Here is a 21,469-nt window from a genome sequence, read left to right as displayed (position 1 = left end):
GTTTTTAATTTTACTTCGAATTTCAAAATTAGGAATTTATTAACACGACCAACCAGTTACAGTTTTTATTGGATTACGAAAACGTGATAGTGTTGAAAACTTTCTATTTTTTGTAATCTTTTAAGTCAAAAAATGTCAAATCAAAAAATAAAAGATACCTTTATTAATAATTAGATTTTTTTCAATAATAACTATGAAACGCAAAATAACCTTAAAACAGATTGCAAAGGAACTTGACGTATCTATCTCAACTGTCTCAAAATCACTTAGAAACAGTCTGGAAATAGGCGAAGAAACCCGCTTAAAAGTTCAGGCTTTTGCAAAGTTTTACAACTATAAACCCAACAATATTGCCCTGAGTCTGAAAAACCGAAAAACCAAAAGTATTGGCATTATCATTCCGGAAATTGTACATTATTTTTTCTCTACTGTAATTAACGGAATTGAGCAGGTAGCCAACGAAAATGGCTATAGTGTCGTGATCTGTTTATCTGACGATTCGTTTGATAAAGAAGTCCTGAATATGGAAATGCTGGCCAACGGAAGTATCGATGGTTTTATCATGTCACTCTCTAAAGAAACCCAATACAAAGGTGATTTTCATCACATTACCGAAGTTATCAATCAAGGTATGCCTGTTGTAATGTTCGACCGCGTTACCAATGATATTTTATGCGATAAAGTAATTATTGATGATAAAGCGGCGGCCTACGAAGCGGTTCAGAGTTTAATTGATAATGGCCGAAAAAAGATTGCTCTGGTCACCACAGTTGATTATGTAAGTGTTGGAAAACTACGAACAGATGGTTACGAAAAAGCACTTCTGGACAACGGACTACCCTTTAACGAAGATTTAATTATAAAAATTGAAGATGTCGATACGTGTGAAATAACCATTAGCCAGCTTTTGCATGACAGAGCTTTTGATGCTGTATTTGCGGTAAACGAGCTTTTTGCCGTAACCATTATTAAAACAGCCAGCAAAATGGGACTCAAAGTTCCTGAAGATCTCGCTGTAATTGCTTTTACGGACGGAATTATCTCCAAATATTCTACGCCAAGTATTACAACCGTAAGCCAGAGTGGTGAAAAAATGGGAAATAAAGCCGCTAAAATGCTGATAGAAAGACTAGAAGCCGGACACGAAGACGACGAAGAAGAAAACGAAAATTACACCACAGAAGTAATCGAAACACACTTGATAAAAAGGGAATCTACAGACTAATTTTCTTAAAATCAACTTATTCTAAAACCATAAATGTTATTTATGGTTTTTTTATGATTTGAATTAAAAAAATAATTTATACTTTTACGCCCATCAAGGCTTTTACTTTTACTTCGAAAAAACAGTAAGTTTTGATAAGCAAAGCGCTTATCGTCTAATTAATTATTTAATTACGATAATGGAAAAGCGTAAATTAAGTTTCTGGGAAATTTGGAACATGAGTTTCGGTTTCTTGGGAATACAGTTTGGTTTTGCACTGCAAAACGCAAATACTTCAAGAATTTTTGAAACCCTTGGTGCCAAAATAGATGAAATTCCAATTTTATGGATTGCAGCTCCTGTTTCCGGTTTAATAATTCAGCCCGTAATTGGTTATTTTAGTGATAGAACCTGGACTCGTCTAGGCAGGCGTCGCCCCTATTTTTTAATTGGAGCCCTCTTATCTTCAATCGCATTATTCATTATGCCCAACTCTCCAACTTTATGGATTGCCGCAGGAACTTTATGGATAATGGATGCCTCAATAAACGTTTCAATGGAGCCTTTTCGCGCTTTTGTAGGCGATAATTTACCAGAAAAACAACGAACTTTAGGTTTTGCCATGCAAAGCTTTTTTATAGGAACCGGTGCTGTGGTAGGTTCTGTTTTACCTTATCTCTTTACAAATGTTTTTGGAGTAAGCAATACTGCCCCCGAAGGAATTATTCCGGACTCAGTAAAATGGTCTTTTTATATTGGCGGAATCGTTTTTCTGCTTTCTGTTTTATGGACCGTTTTTAAAACAACAGAATACACCCCTGAAGAACTTCACGCTTTTGAAGAACACAGCAAAAAAGACAAAGAAGATCTTATCCTAAATCCGGATACAGAATCGGGAAGCAATATAAAAAGACAATTGTCTCTGGGCTTATTACTAACCCTTATTGGTGCTGTAGTTTCTTTTTTTATTTTCGAAAACAGTCTTGCAAAAGAACTCTATATTCTCTTTGTTGGTCTTGTATTCATGGGGATTTTATTTATAATAGCATCACAGTTAAGAACTTCTAAGGTTCATAATGGCTTTACTATTATTATGACGGATCTGTTGAATATGCCAACCACCATGAAAAAATTGGCATGGGTTCAGTTTTTCTCCTGGTTTGCACTTTTCTCTATGTGGATATACACGACACAAGCCGTTACACAACACATTTTTGGCACAACAGATACCACTTCAAAAGTATACAATGATGCTGCAGACTGGGTCTCGGTATTGTTTACGGTCTATAACGGAATTGCGGCAGCAGTAGCTTTTTTATTGCCCATTATTGCAAAAAAAGTAGGTGTTAGAGCAACACATTTATTAGCATTATGTGCTGGAGGTGTTGGTTTAATTTCGATTTATTTTATTGGAGATAAACAAATGCTAATTCTCCCAATGTTAGGAGTAGGTATTGCCTGGGCAAGTATTTTATCAATGCCTTATGCGATGTTATCAGGCGCATTACCCGCCGCAAAAATGGGATATTACATGGGGGTTTTTAACTTTTTTGTAGTAATACCACAAATTGTTGCAGCAACAATATTAGGTTTTGTAATCAAACAATTCTTTCATAATGAACCTATTTACGCCTTAATAATTGGAGGAGTATCCATGATATTTGCCGGATTACTTACCCTTAGAGTAAATAGTAAAACTAAAATTGAAATTCATGAGTAACAAAAAAGCATTCATCTTCGACCTTGACGGAGTGATCGTAGATACCGCTAAATACCACTTTTTGGCCTGGCAAAAAATCGCTCAGGCATTAAACATAAACTTTACACACGAAGACAACGAATTACTAAAAGGAGTAAGCCGTGTACGTTCGTTAGATATAATTCTTGAATTAGGAAATGTTCAGGCTTCTCAGGAAGACAAAGACAAATGGCTGATTCAAAAAAACGAAGATTACTTATCTTATCTGGTTGATATGAACGAAAGCGAAATTCTTCCGGGAGTTTTTAAAATTCTGCAACTATTAAAAGAAAAAAATCAGGGAATCGCATTGGGTTCTGCCAGTAAAAACGCCCGACCAATCCTCGAAAAAACAGGAATCATTTCATATTTCGATATTATTGTTGACGGAAATGATGTGACTAATGCAAAACCAGATCCGGAAGTTTTCCTCAAAGCAGCTCAATTATTAGGTACTGATCCAAAAAATTCAATTGTATTCGAAGACTCTGTTGCCGGAATTCAGGCAGCAAATATTGGCGCAATGGTAAGTGTGGGAATTGGCGAGAAAACAATTTTGCATGAAGCCGATTATATTTTTAAAGATTTTACCGAAATCGACTCAAGTTTTATCGAGAAATTAATTAATTGAAAAATTAAAATATTGAAATATTTAAAATTAAGATTTAGAGTGATTCGAAAATCTTTAAATTTTTAAATCTTTTAATCATTAAATTGAAAAAAATGAACCAAGATTATATAAAACCAGACAACTGGTCTATCATAGAAGAAGGATTTGATGCCGAAAGGGTAAAATCGTCTGAAAGTCTTTTTAGTATCGGGAACGGTGCTATGGGACAACGTGCCAATTTTGAAGAAACCTATTCTGGAGAAACGTTTCAGGGAAGTTATATTGCCGGAATTTATTACCCGGACAAAACCAAAGTGGGCTGGTGGAAAAATGGCTATCCAAAGTATTTTGCGAAAGTATTAAACGCGCCAAACTGGATTGGGATTGATGTTGAGATCAATGAAGAAAATTTAGATTTAAACACTTGTACCGAAGTTAGAAACTTTCGCAGAGAATTGAATATGAAAGAAGGCTGGTACAACCGTTCTTTTGAAGCTACGTTAAAAAACGGAACCGAAATTGCCGTAAACGTGCGTCGTTTTCTTTCTTTGGATTTGGATGAAACAGGAATTATCAAGTTTGACATTACACCGTTAAACAAAGATGCAAAAATTGTTTACAAACCTTATATCGATGCTGGTGTAACCAATGAAGATGCCAACTGGGAAGAAAAATTCTGGGAACCCCTTGAAGTAAAAAAAGGAACAAACGAAGCTTTTGTAACAGCACAGACTTTTAAAACGCATTTTAAAGTAACTACTTTTATGCACAATACGATTATGGCAAATGGTGAAAACGTAAATATTTCGCCTTCTACAATCGATTCTACTCCGGATAAAGTTCAGTTTACTTACGGAACTATTATTGCCAAAGGACAAACCTCATCTATCCAGAAAGTTGGAGGATATACGGTTTCTTTAAATCACGATAATACATTGGCGGCAGCCGAAAAAACAATAAAAGCTGCCGTTAATTTAGGATACGATACTTTACTTCAAAATCAAATTGAGGCTTGGAGTAAAATTTGGGAAATGTCAGATATTACAATCGAAGGTGATGTAAAAGCACAACAAGGAATTCGTTTCAACATCTTTCAATTGAACCAAACTTATTTAGGAAAAGATTCTCGTTTGAATATTGGACCAAAAGGTTTTACAGGAGAAAAATACGGCGGATCTACTTATTGGGATACTGAGGCTTATTGTATTCCGTTTTATATGGCGACAAAAGATCAGCAAGTTGCGAGAAACTTATTGACGTATCGTTTCAATCAATTAGACAAAGCGATCGAAAATGCCAAAGACAATTTAGGCTTCAAAAATGGCGCTGCTTTGTATCCAATGGTTACCATGAATGGAGAAGAATGCCATAACGAATGGGAAATCACGCACGAAGAAATCCACAGAAACGGTGCGATTGCTTTTGCAATTTATAACTATTACCGTTTTACCGGAGATTACTCTTATATTCCTGAAAAAGGTCTCGAAGTTTTAATCGGAATTGCACGATTCTGGCACCAAAGAGCTTCTTTCTCTGCAGCAAAAAATCAATATGTAATTCTTGGAGTTACAGGTCCAAACGAATACGAAAACAACATCAACAATAATTTCTACACCAATTATATTGCAAAATGGTGTATTGATTATACTGAGGAACAAATTAAAAAAGTAGCAGCAGAATATCCTGAAGATCACAAACGAATTCTGGAAAAAGTAAATCTTACTGCTGCCGAAATTCAGGAATGGAAAAAAGTAGCTGATGATATGTACTTCCCTACTTCTAAGGAATTGGGTATTTATTTACAGCAAGACGGTTTTCTGGACAAAGATCTTGTTCCAGTAAAAGACTTAGACCGTTCGCAACGACCAATAAACCAGAAATGGTCCTGGGATCGTGTTTTACGTTCCCCTTATATCAAACAAGCCGATGTTTTACAATGTTTTTATTTCTTTGAAGATCATTTCTCTAAAGAAGAATTAAAACGCAATTTCGAATTTTATGAATCATTTACAGTTCATGAAAGTTCACTTTCGCCTTGTGTGCACTCGATTCAGGCAGCTCATCTGGACAAAATGGATATGGCGTATACCTTTTATTTAAGAACTTCTCGTCTTGATCTTGACGATTATAATAAAGAAGTCGAAGAAGGTTGTCATATTACCTCAATGGCGGGAACATGGATGAGTATCGTAGAAGGTTTTGGCGGAATGAGAATTAAAAAGGACCAGCTTCATTTTTCTCCAAAAATTCCAAAAGAATGGAAAGGCTACTCTTTTAAAATAAACTTTAGAAATCAAATTATAAAAGTAGCTGTCAATCATAACGAAACTACTTTTACTGTAGATGGAGATCAGGATTTAACTATTATCGTGAACGAAAATCCTGTAACTGTAAGTAAATTTATGCAAATTAATTAATACAATAATCCATTAGGGATAATTAACAAAAACAATATTAAATACATAGAAACATAGATTTAGAGTACTCAAATAGGCGTTTCACTTATTTAAAATAAACATAGTTGCTATGTAAAAGAAACAGGTTTCTCTTTATTCTCTCTTTTTTTACAAATAAAACCTATGTTTCTATGTGTTAAAAACAATTATACCCACCAATACATTACTATAAATTTAAAAACTAAAAAACATGAAAAACTTATTTTTCGCAAGTTTAATCTTGTTTGCTTTTAGCACAATTGCCAAAGCACAACAATTAAAATCACCCGAAGGCAAGTTCGTAATGGAATTTTCTCTTCAAAACGACGGAACTCCAACTTACAATTTAAAATACAAAAATAAAGAAGTTATCAAAACCAGTAAATTAGGTCTTGAGCTTAAAGATGACAAAAAATCTTTATTGAATGATTTTACCGTTGTTGATTCTAAAACAGCCACTTTTGATGAAAGCTGGAAACCAGTTTGGGGAGAAGTAGACAACATTAGAAATCATTATAACGAATTAGCCGTTACCCTTAACCAAAAAGGAACAGAGAGACAAATCATAATTCGTTTCCGTTTGTTTGATGACGGACTTGGATTTAGATATGAATTTCCAGCGCAAAAAAACCTGACTTATTTCGTAATCAAAGAAGAAAGATCTCAGTTTGCTATGGCGGGAGATCACACCGCTTTTTGGATTCCGGGAGATTATGATACTCAGGAATACGATTATACAAAATCTAAATTATCTGAAATCAGAGGATTGTCTGAAAAAGCATATACGGCAAATGTTTCGCAAAAAAACTTTTCACCAACAGGAGTTCAGACTTCTTTGATGTTAAAAACAAATGATGGAATTTACATCAACTTACACGAAGCAGCATTAATCAACTACTCGTGTATGCACTTGAATCTGGATGACAAAAACATGATTTTCGAATCCTGGTTAACCCCAGATGCAAAAGGTGACAAAGGATATATGCAAGCACCAAGCCACTCGCCTTGGAGAACCATTATGGTAAGCGATAATGCTACAGAAATCTTGTCTTCAAAAATGACTTTAAACCTAAACGATCCATCAAAAATTGATGATACTTCCTGGATTAAACCAGTAAAATACGTTGGTGTTTGGTGGGAAATGATTACCGGGAAAAGCTCTTGGTCCTACACAAACGATTTTCCAACGGTACAATTGGGTGTTTCTGATTTCTCTAAAGCAAAACCAAGCGGAACGCACGGAGCAAACAATGCAAACGTAAAAAAATACATTGATTTTGCTGCTGCAAATGGTTTCGACGCTGTTTTAGTCGAAGGCTGGAACGAAGGTTGGGAAGACTGGTTTGGACATTCAAAAGATTATGTTTTTGATTTCGTAACGCCTTATCCTGATTTTGATGTAAAAGGTTTGCACGAATATGCAAAATCTAAAGGAATCAAAATTATCATGCACCATGAAACGTCAGGTTCTGTTCGTAACTACGAGCGTCACATGGACAAAGCATACCAATTCATGAAAGACAATGGATATGATGCTGTAAAAAGCGGATATGTTGGAGATATTTTGCCTCGCGGTGAAAACCATTACGATCAATGGATTGTAAACCATTACCAATATGCAATTGAAAAAGCAGCCGATTATAAAATTATGGTGAACGCTCACGAAGCAGTTCGTCCAACAGGAATTTGCAGAACGTATCCTAACTTAATTGGAAACGAAGCTGCAAGAGGAACAGAATACCAAGCTTTTGGAGGTTCTAAACCAAATCACGTTACCGTTTTACCATTTACACGTTTAATTGGTGGTCCAATGGATTACACGCCTGGAATCTTCGAAATGGATATCAGCAAAATGAATCCTGATAACAAATCTCATGTAAACAGTACAATTTGCAACCAACTAGCTTTGTATGTTACAATGTACAGCCCGTTGCAAATGGCAGCAGATACTCCGGAGAATTACAACCGTTTTCCAGATGCATTTCAATTCATTAAAGACGTAGCTGTAGATTGGTCAGAAAGTAAATATATCGAAGCTGAACCGGGAGATTTTATCACGGTTGCCCGTAAAGCAAAAGGAACAAACAATTGGTTTGTTGGTAACGTAAACGGAGAAACGCCTCGTACATCAAACATCGATTTCAGTTTCCTTGAAAAAGGTAAAAAATATACCGCTACAATTTATGCTGATGCAAAAGAGGCACATTACAAAACAAATCCGCAAGCTTACACCATTAAGAAAATTGCAGTAACAAACAAATCAAAATTATCGCAGTTATCTGCTCCGGGCGGAGGTTATGCCATAAGCATAATCGAAACTAAATAATTTTTTAAAAAGACAAGTAATTTTCCCCAAGATTACTTGTCTTTTTTTTAAACTGACCGTTATCCTAACAGGTTTTAAAAACCTGTTAGGTATTTATTATATCTAGTCCTGCAAGGTTTTCAAAACCTTGCAGGAAAACTAAATCTATAAATTATGAGAATTCAAACAAACCATATTATCTATAAAACACTTCTATTCATTCTACTATTTTCCGCTTCCGCGAAAGCGCAAATCCAGAAAACAGAACCACCATTTTGGTACGCAGGAATGAAAAATCCGGAACTACAAATTATGTTCTACGGAAAAAACATCTCGCAATACGAAGCTTCGGTTTCAAACAATGTTGTGATTAAAAATGTAGAAAAAACAGAAAATCCGAATTACCTTTTCGTAACTATTGATACGCAAAATATCAAAGCTTCTGAATTGGTTTTCTCTTTCAAAAACAATAATAAAGTCGCTTTCACGCAGAAATATTCGCTTAAAGAAAGAAGAGCAAATTCCGCTGACCGAAAAAGTTACGATGCATCGGATATGATTTACTTAATCATGCCGGATCGTTTTGCCAACGGAAATCCTAAAAATGACAGTGATGCTTCTTTAACCGAAAAAGGAAATCGTCAGGATCCAAGCGGGCGTCACGGCGGAGATATCGAAGGAATTATAAAAAACTTAGATTACATTTCGTCTCTTGGCGCAACCACAATCTGGAGCACGCCTTTATGCGAAGACAACGACAAACAACACTCGTATCATACTTACGGACAATCTGATGTATATAAAATCGATCCTCGTTACGGAACCAATGAAGACTATGTTCGTCTTGGCACAGAAATGCATAAAAAAGACATGAAACTGGTTATGGATTATGTAACCAATCACTGGGGAATTACACACTGGATGATCAAAGACTTACCAACTAAATCATGGTTGAATCAGTTCGAAAACTACACACAAACACATCACCGTCGCGAAGTAATTACAGATATTCACGCCTCAAAATTAGATCAGGAAATTTGTATCGATGGATGGTTTGTACCTTCTATGCCGGATTTGAATTTAAGAAATCCTTTGGTAGCAAAATACTTAACACAAAACGCTATTTGGTGGATAGAATATGCAAATCTTGATGGTTTTAGAGTAGATACTTATAATTATTCTGATCCGGCTGCCATGTCAAATTGGGCAAAAGCAATTACCAATGAATATCCAAATTTTAATATTGTTGGAGAAATCTGGATGCACAATCAGGCGAATTTAGCTTATTGGCAAAAAGACAGTAAAATTGGAGCCATCGAAAACTACAATTCAAATTTACCTAGTGTAATGGACTTTACTTTGCAAGACCAGATTGGTTCTGCTTTTAATGAAGACAATGCAACCTGGGACAATGGAATGATTAAGTTCTACAACAATTTTACTTTAGATTATTTATATCCAAACCCAAACAACATTCTGGTTTTTGCTGAAAATCATGACACCAACAGAATCAATGATGTTTATAAATATGATTTTGCTAAATACAAATTAGTCATGACTTTAATGGCAACCGTTCGCGGAATTCCACAATTGTATTACGGTTCAGAAATTGGAATGGGCGGTGACAAAAGCAAAGGCGACGCAGCTATTCGTCAGGATTTTCCCGGAGGATGGGTTGGTGATAAAAACAACGCTTTTACCACAGCAGGAAGAACTGCTGACCAAGCAAAGTACTTTGATTTTACTGCGAAATTATTCAACTGGAGAAAATCAAATGAAGCCGTTCATTTCGGGAAAATGACTCATTATATCCCTGAAAACAATACCTATGTTTATTTTAGATATACAGATACCAAAACCGTAATGGTCGTTTTTAATAACAATGCAACTCAGCAAGTTGTTAAAACCAATCGTTTTAAAGAAAACATCAAAAACTTTAAATCAGGAAAAGATATTTTGACTGGAAAAACATTCGATTTAGCTTCTGAAATTACTTTAGAGCCAAAATCAGCAATTGTTTTAGAATTGGAATAAGAAAACATTACGCACAACGTTTTTTCGCCACGAATTCACGAATTTTTATCCTCAAAGATTGTCTAAAAATAATTCGTGAATTCGTGGCGTTTTTTTTTAGACACAGATTAAAAAAATCCTTTTAACCTTGTAATCTGTGGCTTATTTTTTTATTATATGCCATTCTTTCATTATCTTTAATATTCTGGCAAAAATTAATTGCAATGAATAACGACACTACTTCAAAAACTCCTTTCGCATGGCAAGGAGCAAATATTTATTTTTTACTTACCGATCGTTTTTACAACGGAAACCCTTCTAATGATTTAAATTTTAACCGAACCAAAACTCCCGGAAAATTACGTGGTTTTGAAGGTGGTGACATCATCGGAATTCTTAAAAAAATCGACGACGGTTATTTTGATCGACTAGGAATCAATGTCATTTGGCTTACACCAATTGTAGAACAAATTCATGATGGCGTCGACGAAGGAACCGGACTTAGTTATGGCTACCATGGTTATTGGGCAAGAGACTGGACAACATTAGACCCTAATTTTGGAACCAAAGAAGACCTCGCTAATCTGGTCAAAAAAGCACACGCAAAAGGCATCAGAATTATGCTCGACGGTGTAATCAATCATACCGGACCTGTAACTCCCGAAGATCCTATCTGGCCCCAAGACTGGGTTAGAACAGGAGTTGTATGTGATTATAAATCATTCGAAAACACAACCATGTGTACCTTAGTGGATAATCTTCCGGATGTAAGAACCGAAAGTAATCAGGAAGTTGCAATACCCTTTTTTTTAATCGAAAAATGGCACAAAGAAGGTCGATATGAAAAAGAAATTGCTTCAATTAATGAATTCTTCAAAAGAACCAATTATCCCCGAACTCCTAAATATTACATCATAAAATGGTTGACAGATTATATCGTAGAATTTGGAATTGATGGTTACAGAGCCGATACTGTAAAACATACCGAAGAAAATGTCTGGCTTGATTTTAAAAAAGAATGTGACTATGCATTCGAAACCTGGAAAAAAAACCATCCAACAGAAATATTGGATCAAAATCCGTTTTATACAATTGCCGAAGTATATGGTTACGGAATAAACGCTGGTCTGGAGTATGATTTTGGAGATCGAAAAGTAAATTACTTCCAGAATGGTTTTAACTGCATGATCAATTTTGAGTTTAAGTTGGATGTTCAAAATGATTATGAGTTTATATTTTCGAAGTATTCAACGAAACTTCAAAATGAATTAAAAGGATATAGTGTCCTTAATTATATATCCTCACACGATGATCCTGATCCTTTTGATGCGCATCGTAACAGAACTTTCGAATCCGGAACCAAATTATTGCTTTCGCCCGGAATCTCTCAGGTTTATTATGGCGACGAATCAGGTCGCTCTCTGGTGATTGAAGATACAGAAGGCGACGCTACTTTACGATCTTTAATGAATTGGGATGATATTCAATCTAACGAAGAAACACAAAAGATACTGTTACACTGGCAAAAACTAGGTCAGTTTCGAAGAAATCATCCCGCAGTTGGTGCAGGAATACACCGTATGATTACTCAAAAACCATATATCTTTTCCAGAAGCTATACCACTGAAAATTATACAGATCAAGTCATAATTGGTTTAGACCTTAACCTTGGTCTAAAAGAACTTCCCGTAGCATCGATTTTTCAGGATGGCACGAAACTAAAAGATGCTTTTTCTGGTGAAGAAACAGAAGTTCAGGACGGAAAAGCATTTGTACATTCTGAATTTGGACTTGTTTTATTAGAAAAAATATAGAGTTAACTGCAAAGTTTTTTAGCCACAGACTTAAAAGATTAGCACAGATTTAAAAAATCCTTTTAATCTTTTTAATCGGTGGCTAACTTTTTTTTCTCTCGCAGATAAGGCAGATTAAAAAATCTATACCGATATTTATAAATACATTCTAAAAAATCTGCAAAATCTGTGTGAAACAAAAATCATTTTAATCCTATAATCTGTGGCTAACTTTTTATCTAATCCTTAGCGCATTTTGGGTAAACTTTGCGACCTTTGCAGTTAAACGGTTAAACGCTCAATACATGCTAAAAATAGCTCATCGCGGTGCCAGAGGATATGAACCTGAGAATACTCTAAAGTCCTTCCAGAAAGCATTAGACTTAAAGGCTGACGGAATCGAACTAGATGTTCACCTTAGTTCTGACGGACATATAATCGTAATTCATGATGAAACGATCGACAGAACGACCAATGGAAAAGGTTTTGTAAATACTTTTTCTTTAGCAGAATTAAAGACATTTTTGATTGATGATCAATACGAGATTCCAACTTTAAAACAGGTTTTTGATTTAGTCAATAAAAAATGTCTGATCAATATCGAGCTAAAAGGCTTAGGAACTGCGGATAAAGTTGCCGCATTAATTGAAGAATACATTACTGAGAAAAATTGGAATTACGGACATTTTATCGTTTCTAGTTTTAATTGGGATTTACTGAAAGAAACGTCAAATCTAAATTCGAATATTGCAATTGGGGTTTTGACAGAAGAAGATGTGAACAAGGCTTTGGCTTTCGCCGAATTAATACAAGCACACGCCATTAATCCCGATTATCAATTATTGAATCTAGAAAATGTTCAGGAAATACAGGACAAAGGTTTTATGGTTTTACCCTGGACAGTAAATACAGCAGAAGACATTCAAAAAATAAAAAGCTTTAACGTAGACGGAATTATCTCTGATTTTCCCGATAAAATATAAAGTTTAATAGCCACGAATTCACGAATTATTTCTTGACAATCTTTGAGAATAAAAATTCGTGAATTCGTGGCTAAAACTTTTGTGACAAACAAAATAACATGATCAAAAATTTCGACATAATTATTGTTGGCGGAGGCGCTGCAGGTTTTTTTACTGCGATTAATATTGCAGAGAAAAATCCGAAACTGAAAATTGCCATTTTAGAAAGAGGAAAAGAAGTACTCTCGAAAGTCCGAGTTTCCGGTGGTGGAAGATGTAATGTAACCCATGCTTGTTTTGAACCGAATGAATTAGTCAAATTTTATCCGCGTGGCGAAAAAGAACTTCGTGGTCCTTTTCATCAATTTTGTTCCGGCGATACAATCGAATGGTTCGAAAAACATGGTGTAGAATTAAAAATCGAAGACGACGGACGAATGTTTCCTGTTTCGAATTCATCGCAAACTATCATTGATTGTTTCTTAGAAGCAACCGGAAAATTAGGTATTAAAGTACTAACCGGACAAAGTGTACAATCGATTTTTAAGGCCGAAAATCACTGGAAAATTGATACTCAGGATGAAAATTATGCTACCGAAAAATTGGTTCTTGCCACAGGAAGTAATCCTAAAATCTGGGAAATGCTGCAAACACAAGGACATGCAATTGTAAGCCCGGTTCCTTCCCTATTTACCTTCAATATTAAAGATTCCAGAATAAAAGAGTTGCCAGGCGTTGCAGCACAAGTTACCGTAAACGTAAAAGACACCAAACTCGAATCGACAGGACCTTTATTAATCACACATTGGGGAATGAGCGGTCCTGCTATTTTGAAACTTTCGGCTTGGGGTGCGCGTACTTTATTCGACAAAAACTATCAGTTTACAATCTTTGTCAATTGGCTAAATGATGTTGATACAGAAGATGCAGAAAAAATCCTGAAAGACTTAAAACAAGAACATGCCAAGAAAGCTGTTTCAAAAAAATCCCCTTTCGAATTTCCTAACCGTTTATGGGAAAGTCTGGTTTTAGCTTCAGGAATTGAAGCCGAAACGAAATGGGCAGATTTATCTAAAATTCAATTACAGAATCTAGCATCACAACTCACAAAAGCACAATTTCAGGTAAACGGAAAAAGTACTTTTAAAGAAGAATTTGTTACCGCAGGAGGAATCGATTTAAAAGAAATCAATTTTAAAACCATGGAAAGCAAATTACATCAAAACCTTTATTTTGCTGGCGAAATAGTAAATATTGACGCTATTACTGGAGGGTTTAACTTTCAGAATGCCTGGACAAGCGGGTTTATTTTGGCAAATGCTATTTAGTTTTCAGTTTTCAGTCACAGTTTTCAGTTTGCAAACTGTGACTGAAAACTGCGACTGCGACTTTCAACCGAACTGATCAATTAACAAGATTTTACAGATTCTCTAAGTTTTCGTTAAGACAATTCTAATAATTTTACGCCCAACTAAATACCATTAAATGAAAGTAAGATTACTTACCATAATTTCTTTTTTAACCTACCAACTTTCTATTTCTCAGACAGAAAAATTACTTCACGGAAAAGTTCTTTCCAATAATTATCCGATAGAAAAAGTTGAAGTCATTAACAAAACAGCCAAAACCAGCACCAGAACAAATTATATGGGAGAATTTTCGATTCTGGTACAACCAAATGATAGTTTGTTGTTTTTCTCTAAAAATTACTTTTTTACAAGAATAAAGATAAATTCCCAAAATATTGCTCAGGATAATATCTGGGTCAATATGATTATAAAACCTGAGGAATTAAAAGAAGTTGTGATAACCAGTTTAAAGTTTGACAAAATTAAATTCGATCAGGGCGCTATTAACAACATCGATGTTCTAAAAAGAGCCAATGATTTAACCCGATCGATTCCGGGCTATAAAGACGGAACAATAACAAACGGAATGTCAGTATCATTTGCTTTAGGGTCTGGAAAACCAAAAGAAAAAATGGAAACCATGAGTCTTTTCAAAAAACTCATCGCAGCATCAATTCCTTCAAGCTTTTTTACCCAGGAATTAAAATTAAAGCCCGAAGAAAAAGATCTTTTTATAGATTTTTGTGATGCAGACCCAAGATCAAAAGGTATTATAGAAAACAATAATATATTGACTACAATGGATTTTTTGTATGCTAAAAATGAGATGTTCAAAAAAGCTAAATTAGAACCTCTAAATTAAACTAAAACCTCACTACTGGATTATTTGTTCAACCACCAGATACTGGCATTCAAAACTCCTGCAAAAGCAACCCAAGCCATATACGGAATCAATAAATAACCCGCAGTTTTATTTATTTTGGTGAATTTTAAGTACGTTTCATAAATCATCAACCATAAAAGCACAATTTCGATCAAAGCCAACATTGGATTCTTTAGTCCAAAGAATAAATACGACCAAATTGCGTTCAAAGTCAATTGAATCAAGAAGAAACCTAGCGCTTTTTTTACCTCTTCGTTTTGTTCTTTTATTTTATCCCAAACCAATCCTGCGGCAACTGCCATTAAAATATAAAGCAAAGTCCAAACCGGCATGAAAATCCAATTGGGCGGATTAAAAACAGGCTTTACAATCGTAGGATACCAGATTTCGACACTTGGTCTCGTTACTACACTTGCAGAATATCCTACCATTAAACAAATAAAGAGCGCTATGACGATTTTGACTACCTTGTTCATTCTTATTCAATTTTTATCCAAAAATAGTTAAAAAGAAAGGTTAAACCATATAAGTAATACAAGTTCATTTTAGTCGAGGCCAAACTTATAATTTCTTATATAACTTACATGGTGAAAAAAAATACCTATTATGGTGAAAAAACTATCTTTGCAAAAATTTTATAATTCATGTTTACAGCAACTGATTTTATTCCTGAAAAATATACCTCGACGATCGAAAACGGAAATTTTGAATGGAGCGCTCCAAGCAATATTGCATTAGTGAAATATTGGGGAAAGAAAGACAATCAAATTCCGGCAAATCCCTCGGTTAGTTTTACCCTTAATAATTGTAAAACGATTACTAAGTTGGGTTTTGAAAAAAAAAGCATTTCGACTCCGCTCGATGTGACAAATGGAGGTTTTTCATTCGATTTATTATTTGAAGGAAAACCAAAAGAAGATTTCAAACCAAAAATCCAGAAATTTTTAGAGCGAATCGAAATTTATTTGCCTTTTTTGAAAGCATATCATTTTACGATTGACACAAAAAATACGTTTCCGCACAGTTCCGGAATTGCTTCATCTGCTTCAGGAATGGCTGCTTTAGCCATGAATTTCATGAGTTTAGAAAAGGTTTTAAACCCGGAAATGACAGAAGACTATTTTTATCAAAAAGCATCATTTTTAGCACGTTTAGGTTCTGGAAGTGCTTGCCGAAGTATAAAAGGAAATGTTGTTGTTTGGGGAGATCAGAAAAACATCAAAGGCAGTTCTGATTTATTTGGAGTCGAATTTCCTTATACTATTCATGAGAACTTCAAAAATTATCAAGACACTATTTTATTAGTTGACAAAGGCGAAAAACAAGTTTCAAGCACCGTTGGACATGATTTAATGCACAACCATCCTTATGCAGAAAGACGTTTTGCTCAGGCTCACGAAAATTTAGATCAGTTAATTGCAATTTTCGAAAACGGAAATCTAGACGAATTTATTAAAGTAGTCGAAAGCGAAGCCCTGACTTTGCACGCTATGATGATGACATCAATGCCCTATTTTATATTAATGAAACCAAACACCTTGCAAATCATCAATGCGATCTGGAAATTTAGAAATGAAACTAAGATTCCGATTTGTTTTACACTTGATGCTGGTGCAAATGTTCATGTTTTATATCCAGAAAACGTTATCGGAAAAGTATTACAATTTATTCAGGACGAATTAGTTGTATTTTGTCAGAATGGTCAGTACATTTGCGACCAGATTGGAGATGGTGCAATTGCATTATAATTTTCCGTATCTTTAATTAAAATTTTGATTATGGACATTCAATTAGGAAAACGCGAAGCAATAAATATGATTGAAGAGACAAATGATCCATCAATCATTGAAGCCGTCATAAAATTGTTGACCAAAAAGAAAAAAGATTGGTGGGATGATTTAACTGAGGCACAGAAAGAAGAAATTAAAGAAGGAGAAAGACAAATTGAACGAGGTGAATTTATTTTGTATGAAGATATGATGAAAAAGCATCGTTAATGAAAAGAGCAATAATCTTTTCAAAAAATGCAGAAAAAAATTTATTTGAATTATTTGGGTATCTAGAAATTAAATGGTCAAAAACAGTAAAAAATAAATTTATATCAAATCTTGACAAAGTAATTTATCTAATACAAAGTGATCCTGAAAATTTTCCTAAGTCGGAACTAAATCGCAAATGTATCTTGTCAAAACAAACAACAATCTATTATAAATTCAATACAAAAAGAGTAGATATAATTACATTTTTTGACACACGACAAGACCCAAATAAAATAAAAGACATAAAACACATATGAAAGGACCATTATTTTACTCAAAAATATTACTCTTTGGAGAATACGGAATTATTCGCGACTCTAAAGGACTTTCTATCCCTTATAATTTTTATAATGGTGCGTTGAAAAGAATCGAAGATCCTTCGGCAGAAGCAATCGCATCAAATGCAAGTTTAAAACGTTTTGCAACTTACCTTGAAACTTTACAAACAGAGCAGCCGGAATTGGTTGCTTTTGATTTGGCAAGTTTAAAAAATGACGTTGAAACCGGCATGTATTTCGATTCAAGTATCCCACAAGGATATGGAGTTGGTAGTAGTGGCGCACTTGTAGCTGCTATTTATGACAAATATGCTACACACAAAATAACCGTTTTAGAGAATTTAACTCGTGAAAAACTGTTACAACTAAAAAATATATTTGCTCAAATGGAGAGTTTTTTCCACGGAAAAAGTTCCGGTTTAGATCCTTTAAACAGTTATTTGAGTATCCCCATTTTAATCAATTCTAAAGATAATATTGAAGCAACCGGAATTCCAACTCAAAGTTTTGACGGGAAAGGTGCTGTCTTTTTATTAGATTCCGGAATCGTAGGCGAAACTGCACCAATGGTAAGCATTTTTATGGAAAACCTAAAAGACAAAGGTTTCCGTGCGATGCTTAAAAACCAATTTGTAAAATATACGGATGCCTGTGTAGAAAACTTTTTACATGGCGATATGAAGTCATTGTTTACCAATACCAAGAAACTATCAAAAGTCGTTTTAAACAACTTTAAGCCAATGATTCCAGAGCAATTTCACGGAATCTGGCAAAACGGAATCGATACAAATGATTATTATCTAAAACTTTGCGGTTCTGGAGGAGGAGGTTATATTCTTGGATTCACCGAGGATCTGGAACGAGCTAAAGCATCTTTAAAAGATTATAAATTAGAAGTTGTTTATCAATTCTAAAATTTAAATTTTTTTAAAAACCTTTCATATTGAATATCCTTTTCTAGAAATCATCACCCTAAAAGTTATTTAATATGAAAAGTATTTTAAAGATTATCAAAGCAACTTTTTTAGGCGGAATTCTATTTCTGGCACCTTTAGTTTTACTACTGGTTATTCTGGAGAAAGGATATCACATTATTCAGAAAATCACACTTCCGATTATAAGCCATTTCCCGAAAGTGAAAATTTTAGGATTGGCAATTGAAGAAATCGTCGCCATCTTAATTATATTCATTATTTGCATTAGTGCTGGTTTAGTTGCCAGAACTACATATGCAAAGAAACTAATTGAAAGATTAGAAAATGGGATTTTAAGCTTCGTTCCTGGTTATTCGTTTATGAAGAAAACGAATGAAAACGTCATGGGAATAGAATCTAATGAAAATCTAAAAGTAGTCTTAGTTCCCACAGATGCAGGATTGCAATTTGCCTTTTTGATAGAGCAAATAAACGAAGACAACTTTACCGTCTTTATTCCTGATGCACCAAGTCCCTGGACTGGCTCCGTTTGTTTTGTAAATAAAAAAGACATCACAGAAGTTGGAATATCTCAAAAAGAAGCCTTAGCTTGCATTAGAAAATTGGGTATTGGTTCTGCTGCATTGTTAAAAGACAAACTTTAACATTTGCTTTAAAACTCAACTCAAAAATAAGCCTTAAATTAAAATCCCAAACGAAATTTAAAAAATGTTAAGCAGACAGCACAAACTTTTAGTCCTGAAAATTGTTAGTTTGTTCTCAGTAGTGAGAGGCTATAACATTCCGATTATTGTTTTAGCACAATATTTATCCGCTATTTTTATATTAGCCCCAGAAAAAAGAGCCCTTGACATTTTGCTCGATTTCAACTTATTTCTGATTGTTTTTGCCTCTGCAATTACCATAGCTTCAGGATATATTATCAATAACTTTTACGACAGCCAGAAAGATCTGATCAACAGGCCCAACAAATCGATGCTGGACAGATTAGTAAGTCAAAAGACAAAACTTTCGGTTTACTTTACGCTCAATTTTATTGCCGCCTTAATGGCTTTGATTGTTTCCTGGCGTGCATTTTTATTCTTTTCTGCCTATATTTTCCTGATTTGGTTTTACTCCCACAAAATAAAAAAATACCCCATTGTTGGCAATCTAACAGCTGCTTTTATGGCTGTTATTCCTTTTTTTGCCATTCTGCTGTATTTCTATAATAAGATTTCGTTTGAAGAAATTGAGGATCACATGAGCCATTTTATGGTAATTTCGGCACATGCTGTCTTCTTGTTTCTATTGTTATTGATTAGGGAAATGATAAAAGATTTAGAAAATCTAAAAGGCGATATCGCCAACAATTACAGAACGATTCCGATCATTTATAACGAAACCGTTTCTAAACAAATCATTACTGCTTTGACTGCTCTAACAGTGGTTCCTGTTTATATCCTGATCAATATTTATGATGTGGGTTATATGGATATTTACTTTTATGTTTGTTTTGCTGTTTTATTATTTTTTCTGGTTTATCTATGGAACTCAAATTCTAAAGAGCAGTTTTTACTTTTGCACAATGTGCTCAAATTTTTGATTGTTTCAGGGGTTTGCTGCATTGTTTTGATAAACCCAAGTGTTTTGTGGCATGGAAAGAATTTACTTTTAAAGTCCTAAGAGTTATACCACAAAGACTCACGGAGAATTTCACGAAGATGCACAAAAATTTTAACCTCAAGGTTTTCTAATAATTTGTTTAAAAGAAGCCAATTGTTTGAATCTAGCCCCGATAGAGGCGCTATCCTTGTGTAGTTTACGGAACAAGATAAAGCCGAAAGCGGGAATTATGCCTAAAAAAAGCCAATTGTGATGCTTCTGCAACTCCAAAAAATAATAGCTATTAATCTAAGAACAATCAACTTAGGATTATTTAGCAAGAATAAACTATCTTTGCACAAATTACAGAATTTATGAACAATAAGGAAGGCAATAATAAAAGAGGCGGTTCTAGGCCAAATAGCTCTAGACCAAACTCTAACAAGCCAAAACCTCCTATGGCGAAGCGCGCTCAAGGGCCAAAAAAAGTGAAACCCGCTGTTAAGGCTGCGGAAGAAGAAGCGGCGCAAAAACTTAAAAAACAGAATCAGGCTCCAAAAAGACAAAAAGCTGCAGACGAAATTCGTTTGAACAAATACATCTCTAATTCTGGTGTTTGTTCGCGTCGTGATGCTGATATATACATTCAGTCCGGGAACGTAAAAGTAAATGGTGTTCCGGTAACTGAAATGGGTTATTTAGTAAAATTGAATGATGTTGTAAACTTTGATGGTGTTGTGTTGACTCCGGAAAAGAAAGAATACATCTTGTTGAACAAACCTAAAAACTTTACAACCGCTCTTGACGAAGGTCAGGAATATCGTAATGTTTTAGAATTGGTTCGTGGTTCTACAACGGCTAAAATTGCTCCTATAGGAAGAATGGACAAAAACACAACAGGATTGTTGTTGTTTACAAACGATACAGATATGATTCGTAAGTTTACTTTACCGAGTCAGAAATCATCTAAAATCTATCAGGTTTCTTTAGATAAAAACTTGAAATTTGAAGATTTAGAAAAAATAAGTAAAGGTTTAGTTCTTGATGGACACCGCGTATTTGTTGAAGAAATCAGTTATATTGAGAAAGAAGCAAAAAGCGAAGTAGGCCTTAAATTACGTTCATCGAATGTAAAAGTAGTTCGTGCAATTTTTGAAAACTTTGAATATGATGTTTTACGTATTGATCGTGTGTCATTTGCCGGCTTAACCAAAAAGAATTTACCTCGAGGTAACTGGCGCTTTTTGACAGAGCAAGAAATTATCAATTTGAAAAACGTTTAATAAACGATTCAAAATTGATTTGAATATAAATCCTGTTTTACTTTTGTAAGATGGGATT

18 protein-coding genes are annotated in these 21,469 nt (G+C 34.5%); 17 read left to right on the top strand and 1 reads right to left on the bottom strand.

Annotated features, from left to right (window positions below; all coding sequences use genetic code 11):
• Window positions 1–193: 193 nt before the first annotated feature.
• The 10 genes from B0A64_RS01560 to B0A64_RS01515 all read left to right on the top strand — a co-directional run bounded on the left by B0A64_RS01560 (window position 194) and on the right by B0A64_RS01515 (window position 15,271).
• Window positions 194–1,225, top strand: a complete 1,032-nt coding sequence (locus B0A64_RS01560) for a LacI family DNA-binding transcriptional regulator (RefSeq protein ID WP_089477781.1) — start codon at window positions 194–196, stop codon at window positions 1,223–1,225.
• A gap of 178 nt (window positions 1,226–1,403) precedes the next feature.
• Window positions 1,404–2,924, top strand: coding sequence for an MFS transporter (locus B0A64_RS01555; protein WP_089477780.1), 1,521 nt, complete (start codon window positions 1,404–1,406; stop codon window positions 2,922–2,924).
• Window positions 2,917–3,573 (top strand): beta-phosphoglucomutase, encoded by a 657-nt coding sequence (pgmB, locus tag B0A64_RS01550; protein ID WP_089477779.1) that lies wholly within the window; start codon window positions 2,917–2,919, stop codon window positions 3,571–3,573. Before B0A64_RS01555 ends, pgmB begins: the two co-directional genes overlap by 8 nt.
• A gap of 92 nt (window positions 3,574–3,665) precedes the next feature.
• Window positions 3,666–5,969: a glycoside hydrolase family 65 protein gene (locus tag B0A64_RS01545; RefSeq protein ID WP_089477778.1), complete on the top strand. Its 2,304-nt coding sequence runs from the start codon at window positions 3,666–3,668 to the stop codon at window positions 5,967–5,969.
• Window positions 5,970–6,198: 229 nt separating this feature from the next.
• On the top strand, window positions 6,199–8,313 hold the full coding sequence (locus B0A64_RS01540; RefSeq protein ID WP_089477777.1) for a glycoside hydrolase family 97 protein: 2,115 nt from the start codon (window positions 6,199–6,201) through the stop codon (window positions 8,311–8,313).
• A gap of 153 nt (window positions 8,314–8,466) precedes the next feature.
• Window positions 8,467–10,326 carry a glycoside hydrolase family 13 protein gene (locus B0A64_RS01535; protein ID WP_089477776.1) on the top strand — a complete coding sequence of 620 codons (1,860 nt, stop codon included), beginning with the start codon at window positions 8,467–8,469 and terminating at the stop codon, window positions 10,324–10,326.
• A 203-nt stretch (window positions 10,327–10,529) separates the two neighbouring features.
• Window positions 10,530–12,119, top strand: a complete 1,590-nt coding sequence (locus B0A64_RS01530; protein ID WP_089477775.1) for an alpha-amylase family glycosyl hydrolase — start codon at window positions 10,530–10,532, stop codon at window positions 12,117–12,119.
• Between the two features lie 284 nt (window positions 12,120–12,403).
• Window positions 12,404–13,081, top strand: a complete 678-nt coding sequence (locus B0A64_RS01525) for a glycerophosphodiester phosphodiesterase (protein ID WP_089477774.1) — start codon at window positions 12,404–12,406, stop codon at window positions 13,079–13,081.
• Window positions 13,082–13,179: 98 nt separating this feature from the next.
• Window positions 13,180–14,388 (top strand): BaiN/RdsA family NAD(P)/FAD-dependent oxidoreductase, encoded by a 1,209-nt coding sequence (locus tag B0A64_RS01520; protein WP_089477773.1) that lies wholly within the window; start codon window positions 13,180–13,182, stop codon window positions 14,386–14,388.
• A gap of 157 nt (window positions 14,389–14,545) precedes the next feature.
• Window positions 14,546–15,271, top strand: a complete 726-nt coding sequence (locus B0A64_RS01515) for a DUF3908 family protein (RefSeq protein WP_089477772.1) — start codon at window positions 14,546–14,548, stop codon at window positions 15,269–15,271.
• A 20-nt stretch (window positions 15,272–15,291) separates the two neighbouring features.
• On the opposite strand, the gene B0A64_RS01510 is transcribed toward B0A64_RS01515, so the two are convergent.
• Window positions 15,292–15,768 (bottom strand): TspO/MBR family protein, encoded by a 477-nt coding sequence (locus B0A64_RS01510; protein WP_089477771.1) that lies wholly within the window; start codon window positions 15,766–15,768, stop codon window positions 15,292–15,294.
• Window positions 15,769–15,936: 168 nt separating this feature from the next.
• Between B0A64_RS01510 and B0A64_RS01505 the strand changes: the two genes are divergently transcribed.
• The 7 genes from B0A64_RS01505 (at window position 15,937) to B0A64_RS01475 (ending at window position 21,411) form a co-directional block, all read left to right on the top strand.
• Complete coding sequence (locus B0A64_RS01505; RefSeq protein ID WP_089477770.1) at window positions 15,937–17,040, top strand: diphosphomevalonate/mevalonate 3,5-bisphosphate decarboxylase family protein; 1,104 nt, start codon at window positions 15,937–15,939, stop codon at window positions 17,038–17,040.
• A 30-nt stretch (window positions 17,041–17,070) separates the two neighbouring features.
• Window positions 17,071–17,289 carry a hypothetical protein gene (locus B0A64_RS01500; RefSeq protein WP_089477769.1) on the top strand — a complete coding sequence of 73 codons (219 nt, stop codon included), beginning with the start codon at window positions 17,071–17,073 and terminating at the stop codon, window positions 17,287–17,289.
• Window positions 17,289–17,588 carry a type II toxin-antitoxin system RelE/ParE family toxin gene (locus B0A64_RS01495; RefSeq protein WP_089477768.1) on the top strand — a complete coding sequence of 100 codons (300 nt, stop codon included), beginning with the start codon at window positions 17,289–17,291 and terminating at the stop codon, window positions 17,586–17,588. Before B0A64_RS01500 ends, B0A64_RS01495 begins: the two co-directional genes overlap by 1 nt.
• Window positions 17,585–18,523: a mevalonate kinase family protein gene (locus B0A64_RS01490; protein ID WP_089477767.1), complete on the top strand. Its 939-nt coding sequence runs from the start codon at window positions 17,585–17,587 to the stop codon at window positions 18,521–18,523. Before B0A64_RS01495 ends, B0A64_RS01490 begins: the two co-directional genes overlap by 4 nt.
• Window positions 18,524–18,597: 74 nt before the next feature.
• Window positions 18,598–19,188, top strand: a complete 591-nt coding sequence (locus B0A64_RS01485; protein ID WP_089477766.1) for a DUF502 domain-containing protein — start codon at window positions 18,598–18,600, stop codon at window positions 19,186–19,188.
• A gap of 64 nt (window positions 19,189–19,252) precedes the next feature.
• On the top strand, window positions 19,253–20,209 hold the full coding sequence (locus B0A64_RS01480; protein WP_089477765.1) for a geranylgeranylglycerol-phosphate geranylgeranyltransferase: 957 nt from the start codon (window positions 19,253–19,255) through the stop codon (window positions 20,207–20,209).
• A gap of 293 nt (window positions 20,210–20,502) precedes the next feature.
• Window positions 20,503–21,411, top strand: coding sequence for a pseudouridine synthase (locus tag B0A64_RS01475; protein ID WP_089477764.1), 909 nt, complete (start codon window positions 20,503–20,505; stop codon window positions 21,409–21,411).
• Window positions 21,412–21,469: the final 58 nt, after the last annotated feature.

The sequence above is a fragment of the Flavobacterium araucananum genome (assembly GCF_002222055.1).
Taxonomy (GTDB): Bacteria; Bacteroidota; Bacteroidia; order Flavobacteriales; family Flavobacteriaceae; genus Flavobacterium; species Flavobacterium araucananum.
Note: the sequence above shows the minus strand (reverse complement) of the source record. Positions and strands in the feature narration are given on the sequence as shown.

Bases quoted from the DNA above. Each gene is read 5' to 3' on its own strand.
- B0A64_RS01520 (WP_089477773.1), top strand. From the start codon at position 13,180: ATGATCAAAAATTTCGACATAATTATTGTTGGCGGAGGCGCTGCAGGT.
- B0A64_RS01525 (WP_089477774.1), top strand. From the start codon at position 12,404: ATGCTAAAAATAGCTCATCGCGGTGCCAGAGGATATGAACCTGAGAAT.
- B0A64_RS01480 (WP_089477765.1), top strand. From the start codon at position 19,253: ATGTTAAGCAGACAGCACAAACTTTTAGTCCTGAAAATTGTTAGTTTG.
- pgmB (WP_089477779.1), top strand. From the start codon at position 2,917: ATGAGTAACAAAAAAGCATTCATCTTCGACCTTGACGGAGTGATCGTA.
- B0A64_RS01475 (WP_089477764.1), top strand. From the start codon at position 20,503: ATGAACAATAAGGAAGGCAATAATAAAAGAGGCGGTTCTAGGCCAAAT.
- B0A64_RS01515 (WP_089477772.1), top strand. From the start codon at position 14,546: ATGAAAGTAAGATTACTTACCATAATTTCTTTTTTAACCTACCAACTT.
- B0A64_RS01510 (WP_089477771.1), bottom strand. From the start codon at position 15,768: ATGAACAAGGTAGTCAAAATCGTCATAGCGCTCTTTATTTGTTTAATG.
- B0A64_RS01535 (WP_089477776.1), top strand. From the start codon at position 8,467: ATGAGAATTCAAACAAACCATATTATCTATAAAACACTTCTATTCATT.
- B0A64_RS01540 (WP_089477777.1), top strand. From the start codon at position 6,199: ATGAAAAACTTATTTTTCGCAAGTTTAATCTTGTTTGCTTTTAGCACA.
- B0A64_RS01485 (WP_089477766.1), top strand. From the start codon at position 18,598: ATGAAAAGTATTTTAAAGATTATCAAAGCAACTTTTTTAGGCGGAATT.
- B0A64_RS01490 (WP_089477767.1), top strand. From the start codon at position 17,585: ATGAAAGGACCATTATTTTACTCAAAAATATTACTCTTTGGAGAATAC.
- B0A64_RS01555 (WP_089477780.1), top strand. From the start codon at position 1,404: ATGGAAAAGCGTAAATTAAGTTTCTGGGAAATTTGGAACATGAGTTTC.
- B0A64_RS01500 (WP_089477769.1), top strand. From the start codon at position 17,071: ATGGACATTCAATTAGGAAAACGCGAAGCAATAAATATGATTGAAGAG.
- B0A64_RS01560 (WP_089477781.1), top strand. From the start codon at position 194: ATGAAACGCAAAATAACCTTAAAACAGATTGCAAAGGAACTTGACGTA.
- B0A64_RS01505 (WP_089477770.1), top strand. From the start codon at position 15,937: ATGTTTACAGCAACTGATTTTATTCCTGAAAAATATACCTCGACGATC.
- B0A64_RS01530 (WP_089477775.1), top strand. From the start codon at position 10,530: ATGAATAACGACACTACTTCAAAAACTCCTTTCGCATGGCAAGGAGCA.
- B0A64_RS01495 (WP_089477768.1), top strand. From the start codon at position 17,289: ATGAAAAGAGCAATAATCTTTTCAAAAAATGCAGAAAAAAATTTATTT.
- B0A64_RS01545 (WP_089477778.1), top strand. From the start codon at position 3,666: ATGAACCAAGATTATATAAAACCAGACAACTGGTCTATCATAGAAGAA.